The sequence below is a fragment of the Sphingomonas sp. YR710 genome, from assembly GCF_900101455.1.
In the GTDB taxonomy this organism is placed as follows: domain Bacteria; phylum Pseudomonadota; class Alphaproteobacteria; order Sphingomonadales; family Sphingomonadaceae; genus Rhizorhabdus.
The window spans coordinates 22,810-43,026 of record NZ_FMZJ01000010.1 but is presented as its reverse complement, the minus strand read 5'-3'; the positions used below and the strand labels follow the sequence as shown (position 1 = coordinate 43,026).

The 20,217-nt window shown below is 63.5% G+C and carries 26 protein-coding genes; 1 reads left to right on the top strand and 25 read right to left on the bottom strand.

Features of this window, described 5'->3' with window-relative positions:
* Positions 1 to 214 precede the first annotated feature (214 nt).
* From BLS13_RS12830 to ffh, 12 genes are all read right to left on the bottom strand, one after another.
* Positions 215 to 991: an alpha/beta fold hydrolase gene (locus BLS13_RS12830; protein WP_093452647.1), complete on the bottom strand. Its 777-nt coding sequence runs from the start codon at positions 989 to 991 to the stop codon at positions 215 to 217.
* The gene (locus tag BLS13_RS12825) at positions 972 to 1,406 is read right to left on the bottom strand and encodes a GFA family protein (RefSeq protein WP_371128205.1); all 435 of its coding nucleotides are present in this window, start codon (positions 1,404 to 1,406) and stop codon (positions 972 to 974) included. Before BLS13_RS12825 ends, BLS13_RS12830 begins: the two co-directional genes overlap by 20 nt.
* Positions 1,407 to 1,431: 25 nt before the next feature.
* Positions 1,432 to 2,064 carry a LysE family translocator gene (locus tag BLS13_RS12820; protein WP_093452644.1) on the bottom strand — a complete coding sequence of 211 codons (633 nt, stop codon included), beginning with the start codon at positions 2,062 to 2,064 and terminating at the stop codon, positions 1,432 to 1,434.
* Positions 2,065 to 2,163: 99 nt separating this feature from the next.
* Positions 2,164 to 3,189: an aspartate-semialdehyde dehydrogenase gene (locus BLS13_RS12815; protein ID WP_093452642.1), complete on the bottom strand. Its 1,026-nt coding sequence runs from the start codon at positions 3,187 to 3,189 to the stop codon at positions 2,164 to 2,166.
* Positions 3,190 to 3,377: 188 nt separating this feature from the next.
* A complete protein-coding gene (rplS, locus tag BLS13_RS12810; protein ID WP_037522606.1) occupies positions 3,378 to 3,767 on the bottom strand; it encodes a 50S ribosomal protein L19 in 390 nt (129 codons plus the stop codon).
* 3 nt (positions 3,768 to 3,770) lie between these two features.
* Positions 3,771 to 4,511, bottom strand: coding sequence for a tRNA (guanosine(37)-N1)-methyltransferase TrmD (trmD, locus tag BLS13_RS12805; RefSeq protein WP_093452641.1), 741 nt, complete (start codon positions 4,509 to 4,511; stop codon positions 3,771 to 3,773).
* Positions 4,508 to 4,885 carry a type II toxin-antitoxin system VapC family toxin gene (locus BLS13_RS12800; protein ID WP_093452639.1) on the bottom strand — a complete coding sequence of 126 codons (378 nt, stop codon included), beginning with the start codon at positions 4,883 to 4,885 and terminating at the stop codon, positions 4,508 to 4,510. Before BLS13_RS12800 ends, trmD begins: the two co-directional genes overlap by 4 nt.
* Positions 4,885 to 5,142 (bottom strand): AbrB/MazE/SpoVT family DNA-binding domain-containing protein, encoded by a 258-nt coding sequence (locus BLS13_RS12795; protein WP_037522600.1) that lies wholly within the window; start codon positions 5,140 to 5,142, stop codon positions 4,885 to 4,887. Before BLS13_RS12795 ends, BLS13_RS12800 begins: the two co-directional genes overlap by 1 nt.
* An 80-nt stretch (positions 5,143 to 5,222) precedes the next feature.
* Positions 5,223 to 5,504, bottom strand: coding sequence for a hypothetical protein (locus BLS13_RS12790; RefSeq protein ID WP_093452638.1), 282 nt, complete (start codon positions 5,502 to 5,504; stop codon positions 5,223 to 5,225).
* A complete protein-coding gene (gene rimM, locus BLS13_RS12785; protein ID WP_093452636.1) occupies positions 5,501 to 5,971 on the bottom strand; it encodes a ribosome maturation factor RimM in 471 nt (156 codons plus the stop codon). Before rimM ends, BLS13_RS12790 begins: the two co-directional genes overlap by 4 nt.
* A 37-nt stretch (positions 5,972 to 6,008) precedes the next feature.
* Entirely contained in the window at positions 6,009 to 6,407 is a 399-nt protein-coding gene (rpsP, locus tag BLS13_RS12780) for a 30S ribosomal protein S16 (protein ID WP_093452635.1), read from the bottom strand.
* Between the two features lie 40 nt (positions 6,408 to 6,447).
* Positions 6,448 to 7,926 carry a signal recognition particle protein gene (gene ffh, locus BLS13_RS12775; RefSeq protein WP_093452633.1) on the bottom strand — a complete coding sequence of 493 codons (1,479 nt, stop codon included), beginning with the start codon at positions 7,924 to 7,926 and terminating at the stop codon, positions 6,448 to 6,450.
* Between the two features lie 250 nt (positions 7,927 to 8,176).
* Between ffh and BLS13_RS12770 the strand changes: the two genes are divergently transcribed.
* On the top strand, positions 8,177 to 9,826 hold the full coding sequence (locus BLS13_RS12770; RefSeq protein ID WP_256325856.1) for a putative bifunctional diguanylate cyclase/phosphodiesterase: 1,650 nt from the start codon (positions 8,177 to 8,179) through the stop codon (positions 9,824 to 9,826).
* 88 nt (positions 9,827 to 9,914) lie between these two features.
* On the opposite strand, the gene pal is transcribed toward BLS13_RS12770, so the two are convergent.
* The 13 genes from pal to BLS13_RS12705 form a co-directional block, all read right to left on the bottom strand.
* Positions 9,915 to 10,445, bottom strand: coding sequence for a peptidoglycan-associated lipoprotein Pal (gene pal, locus BLS13_RS12765; RefSeq protein ID WP_093452821.1), 531 nt, complete (start codon positions 10,443 to 10,445; stop codon positions 9,915 to 9,917).
* Positions 10,446 to 10,528: 83 nt separating this feature from the next.
* Positions 10,529 to 11,854: a Tol-Pal system beta propeller repeat protein TolB gene (gene tolB / locus BLS13_RS12760; protein WP_093452632.1), complete on the bottom strand. Its 1,326-nt coding sequence runs from the start codon at positions 11,852 to 11,854 to the stop codon at positions 10,529 to 10,531.
* 56 nt (positions 11,855 to 11,910) lie between these two features.
* A complete protein-coding gene (locus tag BLS13_RS12755; RefSeq protein ID WP_093452630.1) occupies positions 11,911 to 12,759 on the bottom strand; it encodes a hypothetical protein in 849 nt (282 codons plus the stop codon).
* A complete protein-coding gene (gene tolR / locus BLS13_RS12750; protein WP_093452629.1) occupies positions 12,756 to 13,217 on the bottom strand; it encodes a protein TolR in 462 nt (153 codons plus the stop codon). The genes BLS13_RS12755 and tolR overlap by 4 nt, the downstream gene beginning before the upstream one ends.
* Entirely contained in the window at positions 13,217 to 13,915 is a 699-nt protein-coding gene (gene tolQ / locus BLS13_RS12745; RefSeq protein ID WP_093452627.1) for a protein TolQ, read from the bottom strand. Before tolQ ends, tolR begins: the two co-directional genes overlap by 1 nt.
* Complete coding sequence (locus tag BLS13_RS12740) at positions 13,916 to 14,365, bottom strand: YbgC/FadM family acyl-CoA thioesterase (RefSeq protein WP_093452626.1); 450 nt, start codon at positions 14,363 to 14,365, stop codon at positions 13,916 to 13,918. It lies immediately after the preceding gene.
* A 51-nt stretch (positions 14,366 to 14,416) separates the two neighbouring features.
* Complete coding sequence (ruvB, locus tag BLS13_RS12735; protein ID WP_093452624.1) at positions 14,417 to 15,445, bottom strand: Holliday junction branch migration DNA helicase RuvB; 1,029 nt, start codon at positions 15,443 to 15,445, stop codon at positions 14,417 to 14,419.
* Positions 15,446 to 15,509: 64 nt separating this feature from the next.
* On the bottom strand, positions 15,510 to 16,112 hold the full coding sequence (gene ruvA / locus BLS13_RS12730; protein WP_093452623.1) for a Holliday junction branch migration protein RuvA: 603 nt from the start codon (positions 16,110 to 16,112) through the stop codon (positions 15,510 to 15,512).
* Positions 16,109 to 16,606, bottom strand: coding sequence for a crossover junction endodeoxyribonuclease RuvC (ruvC, locus tag BLS13_RS12725; RefSeq protein WP_093452621.1), 498 nt, complete (start codon positions 16,604 to 16,606; stop codon positions 16,109 to 16,111). The genes ruvA and ruvC overlap by 4 nt, the downstream gene beginning before the upstream one ends.
* 1 nt (position 16,607) lies before the next feature.
* Complete coding sequence (locus tag BLS13_RS12720) at positions 16,608 to 17,039, bottom strand: endonuclease domain-containing protein (protein ID WP_093452620.1); 432 nt, start codon at positions 17,037 to 17,039, stop codon at positions 16,608 to 16,610.
* 49 nt (positions 17,040 to 17,088) lie between these two features.
* Entirely contained in the window at positions 17,089 to 17,832 is a 744-nt protein-coding gene (locus BLS13_RS12715; protein ID WP_093452618.1) for a YebC/PmpR family DNA-binding transcriptional regulator, read from the bottom strand.
* Between the two features lie 61 nt (positions 17,833 to 17,893).
* Positions 17,894 to 19,174, bottom strand: a complete 1,281-nt coding sequence (locus BLS13_RS12710) for a dihydrolipoamide acetyltransferase family protein (RefSeq protein WP_093452819.1) — start codon at positions 19,172 to 19,174, stop codon at positions 17,894 to 17,896.
* A gap of 5 nt (positions 19,175 to 19,179) precedes the next feature.
* Entirely contained in the window at positions 19,180 to 20,184 is a 1,005-nt protein-coding gene (locus BLS13_RS12705; RefSeq protein ID WP_093452818.1) for an alpha-ketoacid dehydrogenase subunit beta, read from the bottom strand.
* Positions 20,185 to 20,217: the final 33 nt, after the last annotated feature.

Below are 20,217 nucleotides of genomic sequence, written 5' to 3'. Positions count from 1 at the left end.
GAAATGTTACTTGAAGAACTTTGTCATTTGGCGCCATACCAAAGATATCGTGGGGTAAAAGTCGTTCGATTCTCGAAAATCGATAATATCCCTACAGGTTTTGCGATATAGTCGATTAAATATATGCAATTTTGAATCGCCGCGTTTTTGCAACGTTTCAGCGGTGATTCACAGCTATATCCGGCGCCACGAAAACCGTATCAATATTGAGCTATTATATCGATCCAAACCAATCGGCGACCGCATTTCCGAAATCGGGCAGGGTGACGGCGCTCATGTGATTGCCAGGCACCTCGACCAGCCTGGCATCGGGCAGGCTGTCGGCAAGCGCCGCGGCCGAGCCATTATCCTTATCCTCCCGGCCGCTCAGCACGAGGATCGGCATGGTAAATTGTTCAAGCACCGATCGCGGAATCGCAGGGAAGCAATCCATCAGCAGAAGCAGCGCCTCGGCATCCCCTCCCGTCGTCTTCAGGAACGCCTCCGCCATCCATTCGCTCGAGAATTTGATATGGCTCCCGCGATCCTCCAGAACCTTGCGAAAGAAGGACGCACGGCTGCCGAGATCGAGCAATCCTTCAAGCCCCATACCCGCGAGCATCACGCGCCCCGGCTGCACACCGCGCGCGAGCATTCGCGCGGTCGTCCGTCCGCCGAGCGAATAGCCCCCCAGATCGAAATCGCCCGGCGCAAACCCGAGATGCCCGATCAGCGCGAGCCCGTCGTCGGCCAGGATATCCGCCGGATAATCCGCGGAATCGTGCGACCGCGCGCTTTGGCCGTGCGCGCGCAGATCAGGCATGATCACCCTCCGGCCACGGGCCGCCAGTTTGGCGGCATGGCCATATTTGATCCAGTTGGTCTGCGCGTTGGAAAACAGGCCATGGATCAGCACTACCGGCCGGCCGCTGCCCGTTTCGTGCCAGGCCAGCCGGCCACCATGAGAGGCCTCGAAAAAATGGGTTGTCAGGTCAGTCGGGGAGTTTGCCAACTTTGGTCATCCAGCGTTCGACGGTCGGGGCATTATCGTCTGTTCGGTAGCGCGGCAGGCCATTCGTGTCGATCCAGGCTTCGTGAAGGCTTTCGACACCAAAATGATGTGCGGGAACGAAATAGCCGGGCTCGTCGAAACTGCCGACGGTAAGATCGCAATTTGCACTATCGGGATATTCGAAGCCGAGCGGGGTTCCGCATGCCGAGCAGAAAGGCCGCCGCGCGATCGGCGAACTGTGAAAATATTCCGGCTCCTGCTGCCAGCTCACCGCAGACTTCTTCAGATTGACGAAGGCGATCGACACGCCGCCGGTAGCGCGCTGGCACATCCGGCAATGGCACAGATAGGCTTCCGACGATGCGATCTCGGCGGTGTAGCGGATGCGACCGCATTGGCAGCCGCCGGTCATCATCATCCTGTCGTCCTCCGATACCCCATCAACGCCGCGCCTCTGTCGCCATGCGGATCGCAAGCCCGGCCAGCACCGTTCCCATCAGATAACGCTGCACGAGGATCCATGTCGGCCGTTGCGCAAGAAAGCCTGCGATCGATCCCGCCGCAATCGCGATCATCGCGTTGACCGACAGGCTGATCAGGATCTGCAGGCTGCCGAGCGCGATCGACTGGCCGAGCACATGTCCGCGCGCCGGATCGATAAACTGGGGCAGCAGCGACAGATACAGCATCGCCGCCTTGGGATTGAGCATGTTGGTGGCAAAGCCCATCAGCAGAAGCTTGCGGGGCGGGTCGACGGGAAGATCCCTCACCTGAAACGGCGACCGGCCGCCGGGCTTGACCGCAGCCCAGGCCAGCCACAGCAGATAGAGAGCCCCGCCGAAGCGCAGCGCGTCATACGCGAAGGGCACCGCCATCATCAGCGCGGTGATACCGAACGAGGCGCAGAGCATATAGACAACGAAGCCGATCGCCACGCCACCGAGCGAGATCAGCCCCGCCGTCGGCCCCTGGCAGATCGATCGTGAGATCAGGTAGATCATGTTCGGGCCGGGCGTGAGCACCATGCCCAGTGCAACCAGCCCGAATGTCAGCAGATGCAATACGTCCGGCATGCCCGATTCCTCTGTCGCCACCCCGGCGCAACCAGCGCCGGAGTGACAATGAAGGGATCATCGGAAAAGCGACAGAGGCCTTATCTTGGCCCCTGCCAATCATGCCTTCTTGAGGTGCCGCCGGCCAAGCAGTTCGGCAATCTGCACCGCGTTCAGCGCGGCGCCCTTGCGGAGGTTGTCCGACACGCACCACAGGACCAGACCGTTCTCGACGGTCGGATCCTCGCGGACACGGCTGACATAGGTCGCGAAATCGCCGACGCATTCGACCGGCGTCACATATCCGCCGTCCTCACGCTTGTCGACGAGCATGATGCCCGGCGCCTCGCGCAGGATCTTCTGCGCGTCCTCCGCCGAAAGCTCGCGCTCCATCTCGATGTTGATCGCCTCCGAATGGCCGACGAACACGGGGACGCGCACGCAGGTAGCGACCACCTTGATCTTCGGATCGAGGATCTTCTTGGTCTCGACGACCATCTTCCACTCTTCCTTGGTGAAACCGTCGTCGAGGAAGACATCGATGTGCGGGATCACGTTGAACGCGATCTGCTTGGTGAACTTCTTGGGCTCGGCCGGATCGCCGACGAAGATGTTGCGGCTCTGCTCGAACAGTTCATCCATACCCGCCTTGCCCGCGCCGGATACCGATTGATAGGTCGAAACCACCACGCGCTTGATCGTCGCGGCATCGTGGATCGGCTTGAGCGCCACTACCATCTGCGCGGTCGAGCAATTGGGGTTCGCGATGATATTCTTCTTCCGGTAGCCGTCGATCGCCTCGGGGTTCACCTCGGGCACGATCAGCGGCACGTCCGGGTCCATCCGGTAGAGCGAGCTGTTGTCGATCACCGTGCAGCCGGCCGCCGCCGCCTTGGGCGCATAGATCTTGGTGGCGTCGGAGCCGATCGCGAACAAGGCCATGTCCCAGCCTGCGAAATCGAAATGCTCGATATTCTGGACCTTCAGCATCTTGCCGGTATCGCCAAATTCGACCTGAAGCCCCTGGCTGCGCGAGGATGCGATGCAGGCGATCTCGTCGATCGGAAATTCGCGTTCGGCCAGGATGTTCAGCATTTCGCGGCCCACATTGCCGGTGGCACCCGCGACGACGACACGATAACCCATGTGATGTTCCTTACAGATCGTCATCCCCGTGAAGGCGGGGATCCATGCCCTCCAGCGCAAGCGACTCGCGATTCGGAGAATATGGGTTCCCGCCTTCGCGGGAATGACAGGGTGGTAGTCCAGACAAGCAAACGGCCGGTCTCCCTGGGGAGCCGGCCGCCTGCGAGGTTAGAGGGGAGAGCCTGCGATCAGGCTTCCTTGGCCTCGGCGGCCGGCTTATTGTCGCGACGCTCTGCAATACGCGCCGATTTGCCGCGGCGGCCACGCAGATAGTAAAGTTTCGCGCGACGGACGACGCCCTTGCGGACGACTTCGATCGACTCGACGTTCGGCGAGTAGAGCGGGAAAACGCGCTCGACGCCTTCGCCGAACGAAATCTTGCGGACGGTGAACGACGAACCCATGCCCTTGTTCGAACGTGCGATGCACACGCCTTCATAGGCCTGAATACGGGTACGCTCGCCTTCGACGACGCGCACGCCGACCTTCAGCGTGTCGCCGGGACGGAAATCGGGAATCGCCTTGGCGGACTTGAACTTGGCAATCTGCTCGGCTTCGAGCGTCTGGATGAGATTCATGGCTCATCTTTCCTTCTTCTGTCGCTGCGCGCCAGAGGGAGACTGGATCCGAGCGCCCTCATGGCGCTCCCAAAGATCCGGCCTCCTTAGCCTTGTATCGGTCTCGGCCATGGCTTTCCGCCAGGCGTCGATCCTCGCATGATCCCCAGATCGCAGCACTTCGGGGATCGTGCGCCCTTCCCACTCAGCAGGTCGGGTATAATGCGGATATTCGAGAAGCCCGGTTTCGAAGCTCTCGTCATCCCCGCTGGAAGCCGCGCCCATTACGCCGGGAAGCAGCCGAATGCAAGCATCGAGCAGGGTCAAAGCGCCCATTTCTCCGCCCGAAAGGATGTAATCGCCGATCGAAACCAGCTCGATCGGCCGGGCTTCGAACAGCCGTTCGTCGATTCCCTCGAATCGGCCGCACAATATCGTGACGCCGGGGCCGGCGGCGAGCCGGCGCACGCGATCCTGCGTGAGCGGCCGGCCGCGCGGGGACATCGCGAGCAGGGGCGATTCGGGGTGGCGCGCGATCGCATCGTCGACCGCGCTGGCGAGGACATCGGCGCGCATCACCATGCCGGCCCCGCCGCCCGCCGGCGTGTCGTCGACCGAGCGGTGTTTGTCGGTGGCGAAGTCGCGAATCTGGATCGGGTCGCAGGTCCACTTGCCCTCGGCGAGCGCGCGACCGGCCAGCGAGACGCCGAGCGGGCCGGGGAACATCTCTGGGTAGAGGGTGAGGATGGTCGCGGCGAAGGTCATGCCTTCGTCCAATTCTCTATCTTCAGCCCCGGCACATCGGCAAAATCCGCCTCATTGTTTGTCACCACAACGGCTCCGATACTGAGCGCGTGGGCGGCCAGCAAACGATCGAAGCGTGCGCGCCTGAACGGCACCCGCGCATAGGCCCGTGCCGCAACTTCATCGAACGCGATGAGCGGTGTTGCCGCGAGAATATCGTCGATCACATCGATCGGCGGCAACTTTCCATTCGCCGATCCGATGGCGAGTTCGGCGAAGACGATCGCGGACATGCCGATGCTGCCCGCATCCGAAGCCGCCACCCGGCTCGCCAGGCTGGGATAAGTTCCGCTCAGCAGGTAGATGTAGCTGTTCGTATCCAGCAGATAGAGCATCAGGACCGGTCTAGCAGGTGCCAGTCCCGCGGCGGATCATCGAAATCCTCCCGCGGCAATGGCTGGAGGCCGGGATATTTGCCGGCAAATTTGCTGATATCGATCTTGCGCCGGCTATCGGCAGGCTGAAAGCTGAACGTGCCCCGATCCTCGCGCACGATCATCTCGGTCCCTTCCTTGAGACCGAGCGCTTTCGGCAATCGCAGCGCGAGCGAATTACCCGACTTGAAGATCTTGGCGCGATATTCCTCGCTCACGAACAGCCTCCGTATATACTATCAGTATATACGGCGTGACTCGCTGATTGTAAAGTCAGCGACGCCTTGCGCACCGTCCATCACGGCATCACCCTGCGCGCAACCAGATCGGTACAAATCGCCAGCAACGCGCCCGCCACCATCAGCATCACAAGCATGACGCCCCAGCCTTCGATCAAATCGGCATCCTGCGTCAGCAACAGCGCGCCGAACATCACCAGCGGCGGCAGGATGATCTGCGTCGCAGCCCCCGCCATGCGGACCTGGACGGGCAGCCTGCGCTTACGGGTGCGGATCACGCCATAAGCCACCAGCACCAGATAGGCCGAGCCGATCGTCAGGAAGATCGAAACCGGATTCATTCGACAAACTCCGGATCGATCAGCAGGCGATCGGGCTCGATCGTCACGGCGATGGCGACCGGCACCATGAAGCGGGTGCCATCTGTCTTTTCGATCTCGAGGATGTCGCCCGCACCGAAATCCTCGATCAGCACCGCCGTGCCGATCTGTACGCCGCTTGCCATGCAGGGCAGGCCGATCAGATCGGCGTGATAATATTCACCCGCGGCGAGCGGCGGCAGCGCCGATCGCGGCACGGTGAGCTCGGTGCCGCGCAGCGCCTCGGCAGCATTGCGATCCTTGACCTCGGCCAGCCGCGCGACAGCGCCGTTGGGGCCGGGGCGCAGCGACGTGATCGTGAACGTCCGGCCGTTGCCGGTCAGCACCGGATAAGGCGACAGATCATCGGTGAAGAGTTTCAGGCGCACGTCGCCACCGATGCCATGGGCACCGATGATCGCTGCGAGCGTAACGGGCCTATCGCTCATATTTCCCCTCCCCTGGCGGGGAGGGGCATTACATACCTCAAGCTTCGGCAGCTTCTTCGGCCGGAGCCTCTGCAGGTGCCTTGGCGGCCTCCTCGGCGGCAGCAACCTTGGCGGCACGCTCTTCGGCGCGCTCCTTGGCCTTGTCGCCAGGCTCACCCTTCTTCAGGTTCGAACGAGCAGCGCGTTCCTTGATACCGGCGGCGTCGAAGAAACGTGCGACGCGATCGGTGGGCTGCGCGCCGACCGACAGCCAATGCTTGGCGCGCTCGGCGTCGACGATCACGCGCTTGGCGTCGTCCTTGGCGAGCAACGGATTATAGACGCCGATCTTCTCGATAAACGCGCCATCGCGCGGCGAGCGCGAATTGGCGACGACGATGCGATAATAAGGGCGCTTCTTGGCGCCACCACGGGCGAGACGGATCGAAACGGACATTGGGTACTTCCTTTCTGGAGATTCAAATCAGCTAAGTCGTTTATTTTTTGATGAACTTGTCAAAACCCGGGGGCAGATTGAACGGAGCGTTGCCCCCCGGCAGACCGGGAAGACTGCCGCCACCCTGGGGCATTTGCGGCATCCCGCCGCCGGCGCCGCCCATCAGACCGCCAAGGCCGCCGCCTTTGCCGAGCATGGCGGCCATGCCCTTAAGGCCGCCCATCTTCTTCATTTTCTTCATCATGTTCGCCATCTCCTGATGCATCTTCAGGAGCTTGTTGACGTCTTGCACGGTGGTGCCGGATCCCTTGGCGACGCGGATCTTGCGCTTGGCGTTGAGCAGTTCGGGCTTGCGCCGTTCCTTCAGCGTCATCGATCCGATGATCGCCTGCATGCGGATCAGCACCTTGTCGTCGGCGGCGCCATTGGCCATCGCCTGCTTGACCTGCTTGATCCCGGGCAACATCGACGCGAGCCCCGAAAGCCCGCCCATGCGCTGCATCTGGCCGAGCTGGTTCTTCAGGTCGTTCATGTCGAACTGACCCTTGGCCATCCGCGCGGCCATCGCCTCCGCTTCTTCGACCTTGATCGTCTCGGTCGCGCGTTCGACGAGGCTGACGATGTCGCCCATGCCGAGGATGCGGCCCGCGACCCGGCTCGGCTGGAACTGCTCGAGCCCATCGAGCTTCTCGCCGGTGCCGACGAATTTGATCGGCTTGCCGGTGATCGCCCGCATCGACAGTGCGGCGCCGCCGCGCGCATCGCCGTCCATTCGGGTCAGCACGATACCCGTCAGCGCGACCTGCTCGGAGAAGTTCTTCGCGACGTTGACCGCGTCCTGACCAGTCAGCGCATCGACGACCAGCAGGATTTCCTCGGGCTCCGCGACACTCGCAACCGCCTGCATCTCGGCCATCAAGGCCTGATCGACATGGAGACGGCCCGCCGTATCGAGCAGCAGCACGTCATAGCCCTGGAGCTTGGCCGCCTGCAGCGCGCGCTTCGCGATCTCGACCGGCTGCTGGCCGGCGACGATCGGCAAGGTCGCGACCGAAGTCTGCGTACCGAGGATCGCGAGCTGCTCCTGCGCCGCGGGCCGATTGACATCGAGCGACGCCATCAGGACCTTTTTGCGTCCCTTTTCGGTGAGGCGCTTGGCAATCTTGGCGGTCGTCGTCGTTTTGCCCGAGCCCTGCAGGCCGACCATCATGATAACGGCCGGTGGGGACACATCGACGTTCAGGTCAACAGCGTCGGACCCGAGCATTTCGACGAGCGCGTCATTGACGATCTTGACGACCTGCTGGCCCGGAGTGACCGAGCGCAAGACCTGCTGCCCGACGGCCTGCTCGGTCGCCTTGTCGACGAAGTCGCGAACCACCGGCAGCGCGACATCCGCCTCGAGCAGGGCAATCCGCACTTCGCGCATCGCGGCCCGCACATCCGATTCGTTCAGTGCGCCACGACCACGCAGGCGATCGAATACGCCTCCCAGCCTTTCGCTCAGACTTTCGAACATAGAGCCACTCCCGACGCCGAATTGCGCCAAAATTCAACCATTTAGACACAAACGCAAAGCGCGCCGGCGGGCGAAACCTCGCCGGCCAGCGGGCGTCCATGGACGCAAATGGGTACGTTCGTGTCGGAACGATGGCGGTCGCCCTAGCGATTTTGTCGCCAAAGCACAAGTGACGCGAACCCGGTGGCAACCTCTTAACGACTTCTTAAGAGCGCAAACCGTATCGCCATGCGGGACTTTAGGAGGACCGATGGCCGACGGTGGCGCACCGAGCATGAAAGCAGATGTCTCGCGCGGAGCCGATGACCGTCGCGACATGCTCGGGATGGGCATCTCGATCTTCGCGCTGTTGCTGCTGCTCGGATCCGAATGGGCGGTGGCTCGATCGGTGCTGCGACCGATCGGTGACGGGCCCGACAACCGGAATATCATTCTGATCATCGGCCTGCTGCTCAACATAGCGGTGGCCCTGCTCGGGTGGCAGCGGTTCGGCACGCTGAAACGCGAGATCGCACGCCGCCGCACGGCGGAAAGCCAGGCGCAACTTCTGGCGACCCGCGATCCGCTGACCGGCGTGCTCAACCGCCGCGCGTTGAGCGAAAACGGCGCACAGCTGATCGAGCTCAGCGGCCGGCGTCATCGGCCCGTGGCCATGCTGATGATCGACCTCGATCATTTCAAATCGATCAACGATCGCTACGGCCACACGGTGGGCGATCTGCTGTTGCGCGCCGCCACGGCGGCCATCGCCGCACCGCTTCCCGCCAATGCGATCACCGCCCGGCTGGGTGGCGACGAATTCGCCTGCGCATTCGCCTTCGACCCCGCCCAGCCGGCCTTGGTAGATGCGGTCGCCGACGCGATCATCAGCCGTATCGCCGAACCATTTGAGTTCAATGGTTTACAAACGCACGTCAGCGCATCGATGGGAATTGCGCGAACCGAGGGCGATTGCCGGTCGATCGATGCACTGATGCGGCGATCCGATATTGCACTCTACGCAGCCAAACGCGCCGGCCGCAATCAACGCATCTGGTTCGATTCGAGCATGGAGCGGGAGCTGGAGCTGCGCAATGCGGTCGAACATGGGCTCCGTGCGGGCATTCCCCAGGGTGAAATCGTTCCCTATTTCGAACCACAGGTCGATCTCACCACCGGCGCGCTGATCGGCTTTGAGATGCTGGCGCGCTGGGAACATCCCGAGCACGGCCTCACAGAGCCTGCCATGTTCATTCCTGTCGCCGAGGAATCGGGCCTGATCGGCGAGCTTTCGATGTCGGTGATGCGCGCGGCGATGGAGGAAGCGCGCGATTGGGACCCGACGTTGCGGCTGGCGGTGAACATCTCGCCGGCGCAGATGCGCGATCCCTGGTTGTCGCAGAAGATCGTCAAATTGCTGACCGAAACCCGATTCCCGGCCGAACGCCTGGAAATCGAGATCACGGAAGCCGCGTTGTTCGAAAATCTCGGCCTCGCGCAATCGATCATCGGCAGCCTGAAGAACCAGGGCATACAGGTTGCGCTCGACGATTTCGGCACCGGCTATTCGAGCCTGACCCATCTGCGCGCATTGCCGCTCGACCGCATCAAGATCGACCGCAGCTTCGTGACGGCCATGGATGGCAATAAGGAGAATATGTCGATCGTCGCAACGATCACCACGCTCGCCGCCAGTCTTAGCCTCCCGGTGATGGCGGAAGGCGTGGAAACCGAGGCGATTCATGCCCTGCTGTGCGGCATCGGCTGCACCAATGGCCAGGGCTGGTTTCTCGGCAGGCCGATGACCGCGCGCCAGGCGCGGCACCTGCTCGGCGAGCGCGGTTTGCTCGCCAAGGGCGCCCAGCTCGCCATGGCCAACGCCCTGGTATCGACCCGGCAGGATCAGCGCCGGGCGATGTGACCGCTTGGGCTGAGGCTATAGATGCCCTTTTGGGGATATGGACCAGTCCAAATCCCTCCCCGAGACAAGCTCGGGGAGGGATTGAGAATTATTGCGGAACGACCGTCACCGCGCGGCGATTCTGCGCCCAGCTTGCTTCGTCCGAACCAGTCGCAATCGGCTTTTCCTTGCCATAGCTGATCACCGACAGCCGCGACGCGCTGACCCCGGCATTGACCAGATAGTTCTTCGCGGCATTGGCACGGCGATCACCGAGCGCGAGATTATACTCGCGGGTGCCGCGTTCGTCACAATGGCCTTCGATCGTCGCGGTGACGTTCGGATATTTGGCCATCCACGCTGCCTGCTTCGTCAATATCGCCTGCGATTCGGCATCGATATCATAGGCATCGGTGGCAAAATGAACTGTGTCGCTGCCCGCCTGCGCCAGGAAGTCTGCCCGCGACCCTGGAACCGGCATGTTCGATGGCGGCGGAGGCGGCGGCGGGGCGGGTTCGGCCGGGGCCGCCTGCGGAGGCGGCGGAGGAGGCGGCAGATCCGCCAGCTTCTTCTTCGGTGCGCAGGCCGCGGTCAGCACCAGCGCCGACACGAGCGCAATTTTCGTCACGAGACGCGCCATCTGTTTCTCCTTCATCAATACGGTTACGGAATGATAACGCAAAATCGTGGATTTTTCTCCCTGAACGGGAGATGAAATGTGCACTACGGCAACAACGGTCCCCACGCCGGATCGGATCCGTCGAGCGGTGTGGGAATCGCACGTTCGTTGACGCCGGTCAGATCCACCGACCACAGATCGGCCTTCCCCGATCCCTGGCCGGTGCGGAAGAACATCACCACGCGGCCATTCGGCGACCAGCTTGGCCCTTCATCCTGCCAGCCATGTGTGAGGACCTTCTCACCCGAACCGTCGATGTTCATGACCCCGATGTTGAAGCCTCCACCGATCTTCGTGAAAGCGATCAGATCGCCGCGCGGGCTCCATACCGGTGTCGCGTAGCGGCCGCCGCCGAAGCTGATCCGGTTCTGGTTCGATCCGTCGGCGTTCATCACATAAAGCTGCTGTGTGCCCGATCGATCGCTTTCGAACACGATCTTCGATCCGTCGGGCGAATAGCTGGCGCCCGTGTCGATGCCAGGCGAATTGGTCAGCCGCTCCGGCGAACCCCCGCTCGCCGAGACCCGGTAGATATCGGTATTGCCACCGACCGCCATCGAATAGACGATATAGCGCCCGTCCGGCGAGAAGCGCGGCGCGAACGTCATATGGGGCTGATCGACGATCAGCCGCTGCGTGCCCGATCCGATATCATAGACGTACACGCGCGGCCGGTTGTTGGTATAGGCCATATAGGTGATCGTCTGCTGGTTCGGCGCAAAACGCGGGGTCAGCACGATCGCCTGGCCATTGGTCAGGAAGCGATGATTGGCGCCATCCTGATCCATGATCGCCAGCCGCTTGATCCGGTTGGTCTTCGGCCCGGTTTCGGAAACATAGACGACGCGGCTGTCGAAATAGGGGCCCTCGCCGGTTAGCCGCGTATAGACCGTATCAGCGCACTTATGCGCAGCGCGACGCCACTGGGCCGGGGTCACCACGAAGCCCTGCCGGGTCAGCTCATTCTTCGCCAGCACGTCGTAAAGATAGCACCCGACCGTCAGCGTGCCATCGCCATTGGACTGGACGAAACCCTGCACCAGCGCCTGCGCGCCGCTTTGCGTCCAGAAGATATAATCGGGTGCGGTGACCTGCGGGTGGCTGACGGTGGTCAGCGCGCTTTTCGGCAGCGGATTGAACAGCCCGCTATTCTTGAGATCGCTGGTGACAACCTCGGCCACGCGCTGGCCGAGCGAGGCGGTATCGCCGGCGGCCGTATTGGTGACGGCCGGGGTCGGCATTGCCGGGATCGCGATCGGCATCGGCTGCGCGATGCCGCCGTTGATGTCCACTTCGATCTGGGCGGCGCCCGGCGCGGCAAGCCCGATCGCCGCCGCGAGCGAAAGAACAAAAGCGAAAGGCAGGCGCATCGGGTCGTCTCCTCTGACCCCCGTTTCGGCGATTGTCCCGAAACAGGGAAGAATAGTCAATTCATCGTGCTGGGTCGGAACGTAAAAATAATATTTTCCCAGCCGCCTGAATAAAGCTCGGCCGGCAATTTATACGGTGCGCAGCGCTGAATGGCACGAACGGCGGCCTCGTTCATCTGGCGTACATAAGGCTGATTGGTTGGCGTAATGCCAGAATTACCCACGACTTCTGGTATGATGCCGATCGATCCGTCCGGTTTCAGCCGAAGATGCACCCGGCTGACGATGATCTGCGTGTCCGATCCACCCTCCGGGACGGTGTAGCAAGGCTTCACCTGCGATGCGATCAGCGCCTGGAGGCCAGCCGCGGCCTGCGCATCGATCACGGCAGCGCGCGGCGTCTGCGCCTTGCCAGCCGACTTTTCGGCAGGGATGCCTTTCAGGAAATCGGAGCCGAGCGCCAGCGCCTTGGGCTTGCCTTTTACCGGCTTCGTCTCGGACGGCGGAGCAGCCTTTTCCGCCGGCTTGGCCGGTGTCGGCTTCGCGGGCGCCGGCTTGGCCGGCGCGGGCGGCGTCGGTTTGGCCGGGACCGGGGCAGGCTTTGGCGCCGGCGCGGGAGCAGGCGTCGGTTTGGGCGGTGCCGGCGCCGGTTGGGGCGCCGGTTCCGGCGCGGCCTCCTCGGTCGGCCCCTTGTCCGGCGCCTCGGCAGCCTGCGGGGCCTCGGTCGCCGGGGTCGGCGCCGCCGAGCGGAGCGCGACCTTGTCGACCAGCATCACGTCCATCGTATCGCGCATCGGCGGCTTCGGCCGCTCGGTATCGAGCAGGCCGAGCGACAGCACCGCCAGCAGCGCCGCATGGCCGACCAGCGCAACCGCAAGGCCCGCGCGCTCCGCGCGATCCATCATTTCGCCTCTGGCGCGCCCGCCACGGGTTCCGCCGCTTCCAACGTGACGAGCGCGACCCGATTGAGCCCGGCGCGGTTCAGTTCGCCCATCACCGCCATCACCCGACCATAATCGAGCGCCTTGTCGGCGCGCAGGAAGATTTGCGGGCCCTGCTTGCCCGAGCCGGACTTGGCCGCAATCTGTGCAAACAGATCGGGCAAGGCCGCGACCTGCACCGTGCGATCGTCGATATAGATCTGCCCGGCCTGATCGATCGAGATCTGGACCGGCTTCTTGTCCTGATCGAGCGCACCGGCACGGCTCTGCGGCAGATCGACCGGCACGCCGGCAAGCATCAGCGGCGCCGTCACCATGAAGATGATCAGCAGCACCAGCATCACATCGACCAGCGGCGTGACATTGATGTCCGCCATCGGCGCGCGACGGCCGCCGCGCCCGGAAACCGGCCCCATCGCCATCAGCCCTGCCGCTCCAGCTCGCGGCTCAGGGTCATGTGGAAGAGATCGCCAAACCGATGGAGGTGGCTTTCGATCTGCGAAACTTTGTGGAGAAGGCGGTTATAGGCGATAACTGCGGGAATCGCCGCAAACAGGCCGATCGCGGTGGCGAACAAGGCCTCGGCGATGCCCGGCGCAACGACGGCGAGACTGGTATTCTGCGAGGCGCCAATATCGGTGAAGCTGCGCATGATGCCCCACACTGTGCCGAACAGCCCGACGAACGGCGCGACCGATCCGATCGTCGCGAGCAGGTTGAGCCGTTCGGACAGTCGATCGATCTCATTAGCCGCCGCCGATGCCATCGCCGTCGCCAGCCGGGCGCGGGTGCCGTCGCGATCGATCGGCTTGCCGTCGCGCACCGAGCGCCGCCATTCGAGCACGCCCGCAGTGAATATCTTGGCGGAAGGAATGTCCTTGCGGCCGGGGCCGTCATAGAAACGGTCGATATCTTCCGATTTCCAGAAATCGGCCTCGAACGCCTTGCTCTTGCTCAGCACCGAACCGAGCCTCAGGCCATTGCCGATGATGATCGCCCAGGTCGCGACGCTGGCCAGCAGCAATCCGATCATCACGCATTTGACGACGATATCGGCCTGCAGGAACAAGGCGACCGGCGACAATGCCGATGTGGTGGTGGTCAAACTTATGCCGTCCATTTACTGCGCGGCCCCCTTCAGCCGTTCGAAAATCTCTGTCCAGTCGCGCGGCTGGCGCCGTGGGCGCCCGTCCGGCCCCACGAATGCGGCCGTCACCATCGCATCGGTGACCATGGCATCGCCGCGCATGACTCTTTGATGAATGACACAGGACGCCGCGCCGATTTTGCGGACTTCGCTGACAACCAGCAGCTCGTCATCGAGTTTCGCCGAGCGATGATATTTGATCGCGACATCCGCCACGACATAAACACCGTCACCGCCATCGAGCGCCGCGCGCTGGTCGATCCCGGCGACCCTGAGCATGTCCGATCGCGCACGTTCCATGAAGCGCAGATAGTTGGCGTGATAGACGACGCCGCCAGCGTCGGTATCCTCGAAATAGACGCGAACCGCGAACAGATGGAGCGTGCCGTCGAAGCGGCCCGAATAAGGCGGTTCATTGTGCATCGCGGAACGGTTTAGGGATCGGGAGTCGGCACAACAACCCCGTCCGGCATCCTAAATTCCGTCGAACAACCCGTCCTGCCCCGCTTCGGCGGGCGGATTGAGACCCAGATGCTTCCAGCCGCGGCTGTTCAGGCAGCGTCCCCGCGCCGTGCGGGCAATCAGGCCCAGCTGGATCAGGAAGGGTTCGATCACTTCCTCGACCGTGTCGCGCGGTTCGGACAGGCCGGCGGCGAGCGTTTCGACACCGACCGGACCGCCGCGATAGATGTCGGCGATCATCATCAGATAGCGCCGGTCCATCGCGTCGAGCCCGAGCCCGTCGACCTCGAGCCGATTGAGCGCGGCATCGGCTACTTTCGCATCGACCACTTTCGCGCCGGCGACATTGGCGAAATCGCGGACCCGGCGCAGCAGCCGCCCGGCGATACGCGGCGTGCCGCGGGAGCGGCGCGCGACCTCGACCGCACCGTCCGGGGAAATTCCGAGATCAAGCAGTCGCGCGGCGCGAGTCACGACCTGTTCGAGTTCCTCGACCGAGTAAAATTGCAGGCGCACGGGAATGCCGAAGCGATCGCGCAAGGGCGTGGTGATCAGGCCCTGCCGAGTGGTCGCGCCGACCAATGTGAAACGCGGCAGGTCGATCCGCACCGAGCGTGCCGACGGCCCTTCGCCGATCATCAGATCGAGCGCACGATCCTCCATCGCGGGGTAGAGCACTTCCTCGACCGCGGGCGCCAGCCGGTGAATCTCGTCGATGAACAGGACGTCGCCATCCTCGAGATTGGTGAGCAGAGCCGCGAGGTCGCCGGCCTTGACGATCACCGGACCCGAGGTCGCGCGGAAACCTGCCCCCATTTCGCGGGCGATGATCTGCGCGAGCGTGGTCTTGCCTAGCCCCGGCGGCCCAAAGAACAGCACATGATCGAGTGCCTCGCCACGTTGCCGTGCCGCCTCAATGAACACCCGCAGATTCTCGCGCGCGGCCAACTGTCCGACGAACTCGTCGAGCGATTTCGGTCGAAGCGCGGCGTCGACATCCTCGGGACGGCGGGCTGCGGCGAGGAGGCGATCATCGGTCATCGCGGGACCATAATGTACACAAGTGAGGGAAGGAATCCACCCTCACCCCCGCGAAGGCACCAGGTCACTTCGCCGCCTTTCGCAGCGCGAGCCGCACCAGCGCGTCCAGCGTCGCGCCATCGCCCAGATCGTCCACCGCCGCACCCACCGCCGCGCTGGCCTCGGCCGGCCGGAAGCCGAGATTGGCGAGCGCCGACAGCGCATCGGACACGGCACTCCCCTTCGCCGCCGCGACCGGCGCACCGCCGCCCGGTCCGATCGCCATGCCGCCCATCTTGTCCTTGAGTTCGTTGACGATCCGCATCGCCAGTTTCGGCCCGACGCCATTGGCGCGCGCCACCATCGCCTTGTCGCCGCCGGCAATCGCGCGTGCCAGTTCGCCGGGATCGAGCACCGACAGGATCGACAAGGCGACCCGTCCGCCCACCCCCTGCACGCTCGTCAGCAGGCGAAACCCGTCGCGCTCCGCCGCCGATCCGAACGCGAACAGGGTGATCGCATCCTCGCGCACCTGCATCTCTGTGAACACCAGTACGTCGCCGCCCACCGGCCCCAGCGTCGTCAAGGTCCGCGCCGAGGCGAGGACCAGATAGCCGACCCCGCCGACGTCGATCACCGCATGGTCGGCGGCGCTCTCCGCCAGTGCACCCCGCAGCCGCGCGATCATGCGATGATCCGCGCGCGGGCTTTCGCGCTCGCCAGATGATGGGCATGGGTGATCGCGACCGCGAGCGCATCGGCGGCGTCAGCGCCGGCGATCCTCGTCCCCGGCAGCAGCCGGCCGACCATCGCGTGGACCTGTGCCTTTTCGGCGCCCCCCGTGCCGACGACCGCCTTCTTGACCAGCTTCGCCGAATATTCGCCGACCACGATCCCGCTGCGCGCCGCCGCGAGCAGGACGACGCCGCGCGCCTGGCCGAGCTTGAGGGTCGATTGCGGATTCACGTTGACGAACACCTCCTCGACCGCCGCTCCATCGGGCCGGAACTGGATCAAAAGATCGGCCAGCGCATCATGCAGCACGACGAGCCGATCGGCGAGCGCCATCGCGGTATCGGTTTTGATCTGGCCGTTGGCGATATGCGACAGCCGGTTGCCATCGGCCGCAATGACGCCCCAGCCGGTCGTACCGAGCCCGGGATCGAGGCCGATGAGGATCATATTAAAGCCCCTCCCCTTCAGGAGTGCAGCGGCAGCCCTGTCCCCCGGACAGGGCAAAGAGCCGCTGCACTGGGTTGGGGTGGGGCCAGCGATCGACTAGTGCGGTGAGCTTGAGCTGAAGAGCGGTTAAGACGCCTTCCATGTTCCACATCACATCCTCATTAGTGAAATGCATGACGTGATATCCCAGTTCATGAAGCGTTCGATCGCGATATCGGTCGGTATCGACATCGTGCGTGTCACCATCGACTTCGACGATCAAGGCCTTCGCCGGACAAAGAAAATCGGCGATATAAGGGCCAACTACGCTTTGGCGCCTGAATTTGTAGCCAAGCTGCGAGTTGGACAGATTCCGCCACAACCGCTTTTCCGGCTCTGTCGGGTTCCGGCGCATTTCGTGCGCATATTCCCCAAGCCGTGCCTCGCGGTTCATCGGTCTGCCCCACCCCAACCCCTCCCCTGAAGGGGAGGGGCTTTTTAAGTTACGCCAATTTCTCCATCACGTCCTCGGGCACGTCATAATTGCCCCACACCGTCTGGACATCGTCGTCGTCATCGAGCGTGTCGATCATCTTGAGGAGTTTCGCCGCATCCTCCTCGCCGACCGTCACCATCGTCTGCGGGCGCCAGGCGAGCTTCGCGCCGGAGGCTTCGCCGAGTACCGGCTCGAGCGCCTTGGTGACCTCGTGGAGCGATTCGATCGCGACCCAGATCTCGTGGCCGTCCTCGGTCGAGGAGACGTCCTCGGCGCCGGCCTCGAGCGCGGCTTCGAACACCTTGTCGGCGTCGCCCGCGCTCGCGGCGTAGGTGATCAGCCCGAGCCTATCAAAGCCATGGCTCACCGATCCGCCCGCGCCGAGATTGCCGCCATTTTTGGAGACGGCGGTGCGGACGTTGGTGGCGGTGCGGTTGCGATTGTCGGTCAGCGTCTCGATGATGAGGGCGACGCCGCCGGGGCCGAAACCCTCATAGCGGACTTCCTCATAATTCTCGCCGTCGCCGCCCTGGCTCTTGTTGATCGCGCGATCGATATTGTCCTTGGGCATGCCTTCCTTGCGCGCGGCAATCACCGCCGAGCGCAGGCGCGCATTCATGTCCGGATCGGGCAGGCCCATCTTGGCCGCCACCGTGATTTCGCGGCTGAGCTTGGAGAAAAGCGACGACCGCTTCTTATCCTGCGCACCCTTCCGGTGCATGATATTCTTGAATTTGCTATGGCCGGCCATTGCCGATTGTCCTGCTTTCAACCTCTGAATGCGGGCTCTCTAGCCTTGGCAGGCACGCGCATCAATCGACAAACAAGAGCGCCGGGGTTTCGATCAGCCGCTTGATCGCCTGCACAAAGCTCGCCGCATCCCAGCCGTCGACCACGCGATGATCGCAACTGATCGAGAGATTCATCAGCCTGGCAGCCACCACCACGCCGTCGCGGAACACCGGCCGCTCGACCACCTTGTTCGGGCCGATGATCGCCACTTCGGGCCGGTTGATCACCGGCGTCGTCGCGATGCCGCCCAACGGGCCGAGCGAGGTGATCGTCAGCGTGGAGCCCGACAGCTCCTCGCTCTTCGCCTTGCCACTGCGCGCTGCCTCGGCGAGGCGGATGATGTCCGCCGCGAGCTGCCAGATGTTGCGATCCTGCGCGTCGCGGATGACAGGGACCATCAGCCCGGCGTCGGTCTGCGCCGCCATGCCGAGATGGACCGCGCCAAAACGGGTGACGACACCCGCTTCGTCGTCATAGCGCGCGTTGATCATCGGGAAATCGGGCAGCGCGCGGCAGATCGCGACGATGAGCAGCGGCAACATCGTGAGCTTGGGCTTGTCACCGCGCGTCGCGTTCAGATCGGCGCGCAGGGCCTCGAGCTTGGTGACGTCGATTTCCTCGACATAGGTGAAGTGCGGGATCGCGCGCTTCGACGCCGCCATATTCTCGGCGATGCGGCGGCGCAGGCCGATCACCTTGACCTGCTCGTCGGGCCGGGCCGGCGCGGCGGAGCGGTAGCTGTTGTTGTAGGTGAGAAAGGCGTCGAGATCGGCGTGGCGGACATGATCGCCGGCGGATTTGACTTGTGCGAGATCGATGCCGAGGTTTTTGGCGCGCGCGCGGACGGCGGGGGAGGCCAGCACCTTCTGCTCCCTCTCCCCCTTTAGGGGGAGAGGGTTGGGGAGAGGGGGCTGTGCTGGAGGAACGAGTGTCGGCGCGTGGAAGTCCGACTGCCCCCTCTCCCTGTCCTCACTACGCTCGGACTTTCCCTCTCCCCCTAAAGGGGGTGAGGGATTCAGCGGCGCAACCTGCAGAGTGGGCTCTTCAAGGACGGCCGCCCCCTCCACCTCGAACACCGCCAGCACCGATCCGACCGCCACCAGATCGCCGACCTCGCCCGCAATCTGCGTCACCTTGCCCGACACCGGCGCGGTCATCTCCACCGTCGCCTTGTCGGTCATCAGATCGCACAGCGCATCGTCTTCCTCGACGACGTCGCCGACTTTCACATGCCAGGCGACGACCTCGGCCTCTGCAATGCCTTCGCCGATATCGGGGAGCTTGAAGCTGTAATTCGCCATGTCGATCAATCCTGCATCACGCGGCGCAGCGCCTCGGTGAGGCGCACCGGCCCCGGAAAATAGGCCCATTCGAGGCTGTGCGGATAGGGTGTGTCCCAACCCGTCACCCGCTCGACCGGGGCTTCGAGCGAATGGAAGCAATGTTCCTGCACCAGCGCCGAGAGCTCGGCGCCGAATCCGCTGGTCTTGGTCGCCTCATGGACGACGACGCAGCGGCCGGTCTTCTTCACCGACGTGACGATCGCCTCGATATCGAGCGGCACCAAGGTGCGCAGGTCGATGATCTCGGCATCGATGCCGGTCGCCGCGATCACGCCGGTCGCGACATGGACCATCGTGCCATAAGCCAGGATGGTGACGTCGTTGCCCTCGCGGACGGTGCGCGCCTGGCCGAGCTCGATCCGGTAATAGCCTTCCGGCACCGCGCTTTCGGGATATTTGCTCCACGGCGAGACCGGGCGATCGTGATGGCCGTCGAACGGGCCGTTATAGATGCGCTTGGGTTCGAAGAAGATCACCGGATCATTGTCCTCGATCGCGGCGATCAGCAGACCCTTGGCATCATAGGGGGTGGACGGGATCACCGTCTTCAGACCCGCGACATGGGTGAAGATCCCTTCCGGGCTCTGGCTGTGGGTCTGGCCACCGAAGATGCCGCCGCCAAACGGGGTGCGCACGGTGATCGGCGCGGTAAACTCGCCGGCCGAGCGGTAACGCAGCCGCGCCGCTTCCGACACGAGCTGATCGAGCGCGGGATAGATATAGTCGGCGAACTGGATCTCGGGCACCGGGCGCAGGCCATAGGTCGCCATGCCGACCGCGACGCCGATGATCCCGCATTCGGTGATCGGCGTATCGAACACGCGGGTCTTGCCATACTTCGCCTGCAGACCTTCCGTGGCCTTGAAGACACCCCCGAAGAAGCCGACATCCTCGCCGAGCACGACGATCTGGCCATCGCGATCCATGCTGACGTCGATCGCGCTGTTGATCGCCTGGATCATGTTCATGGTGCGGGTGGTCATGCGATCTGCCCGCCCAAA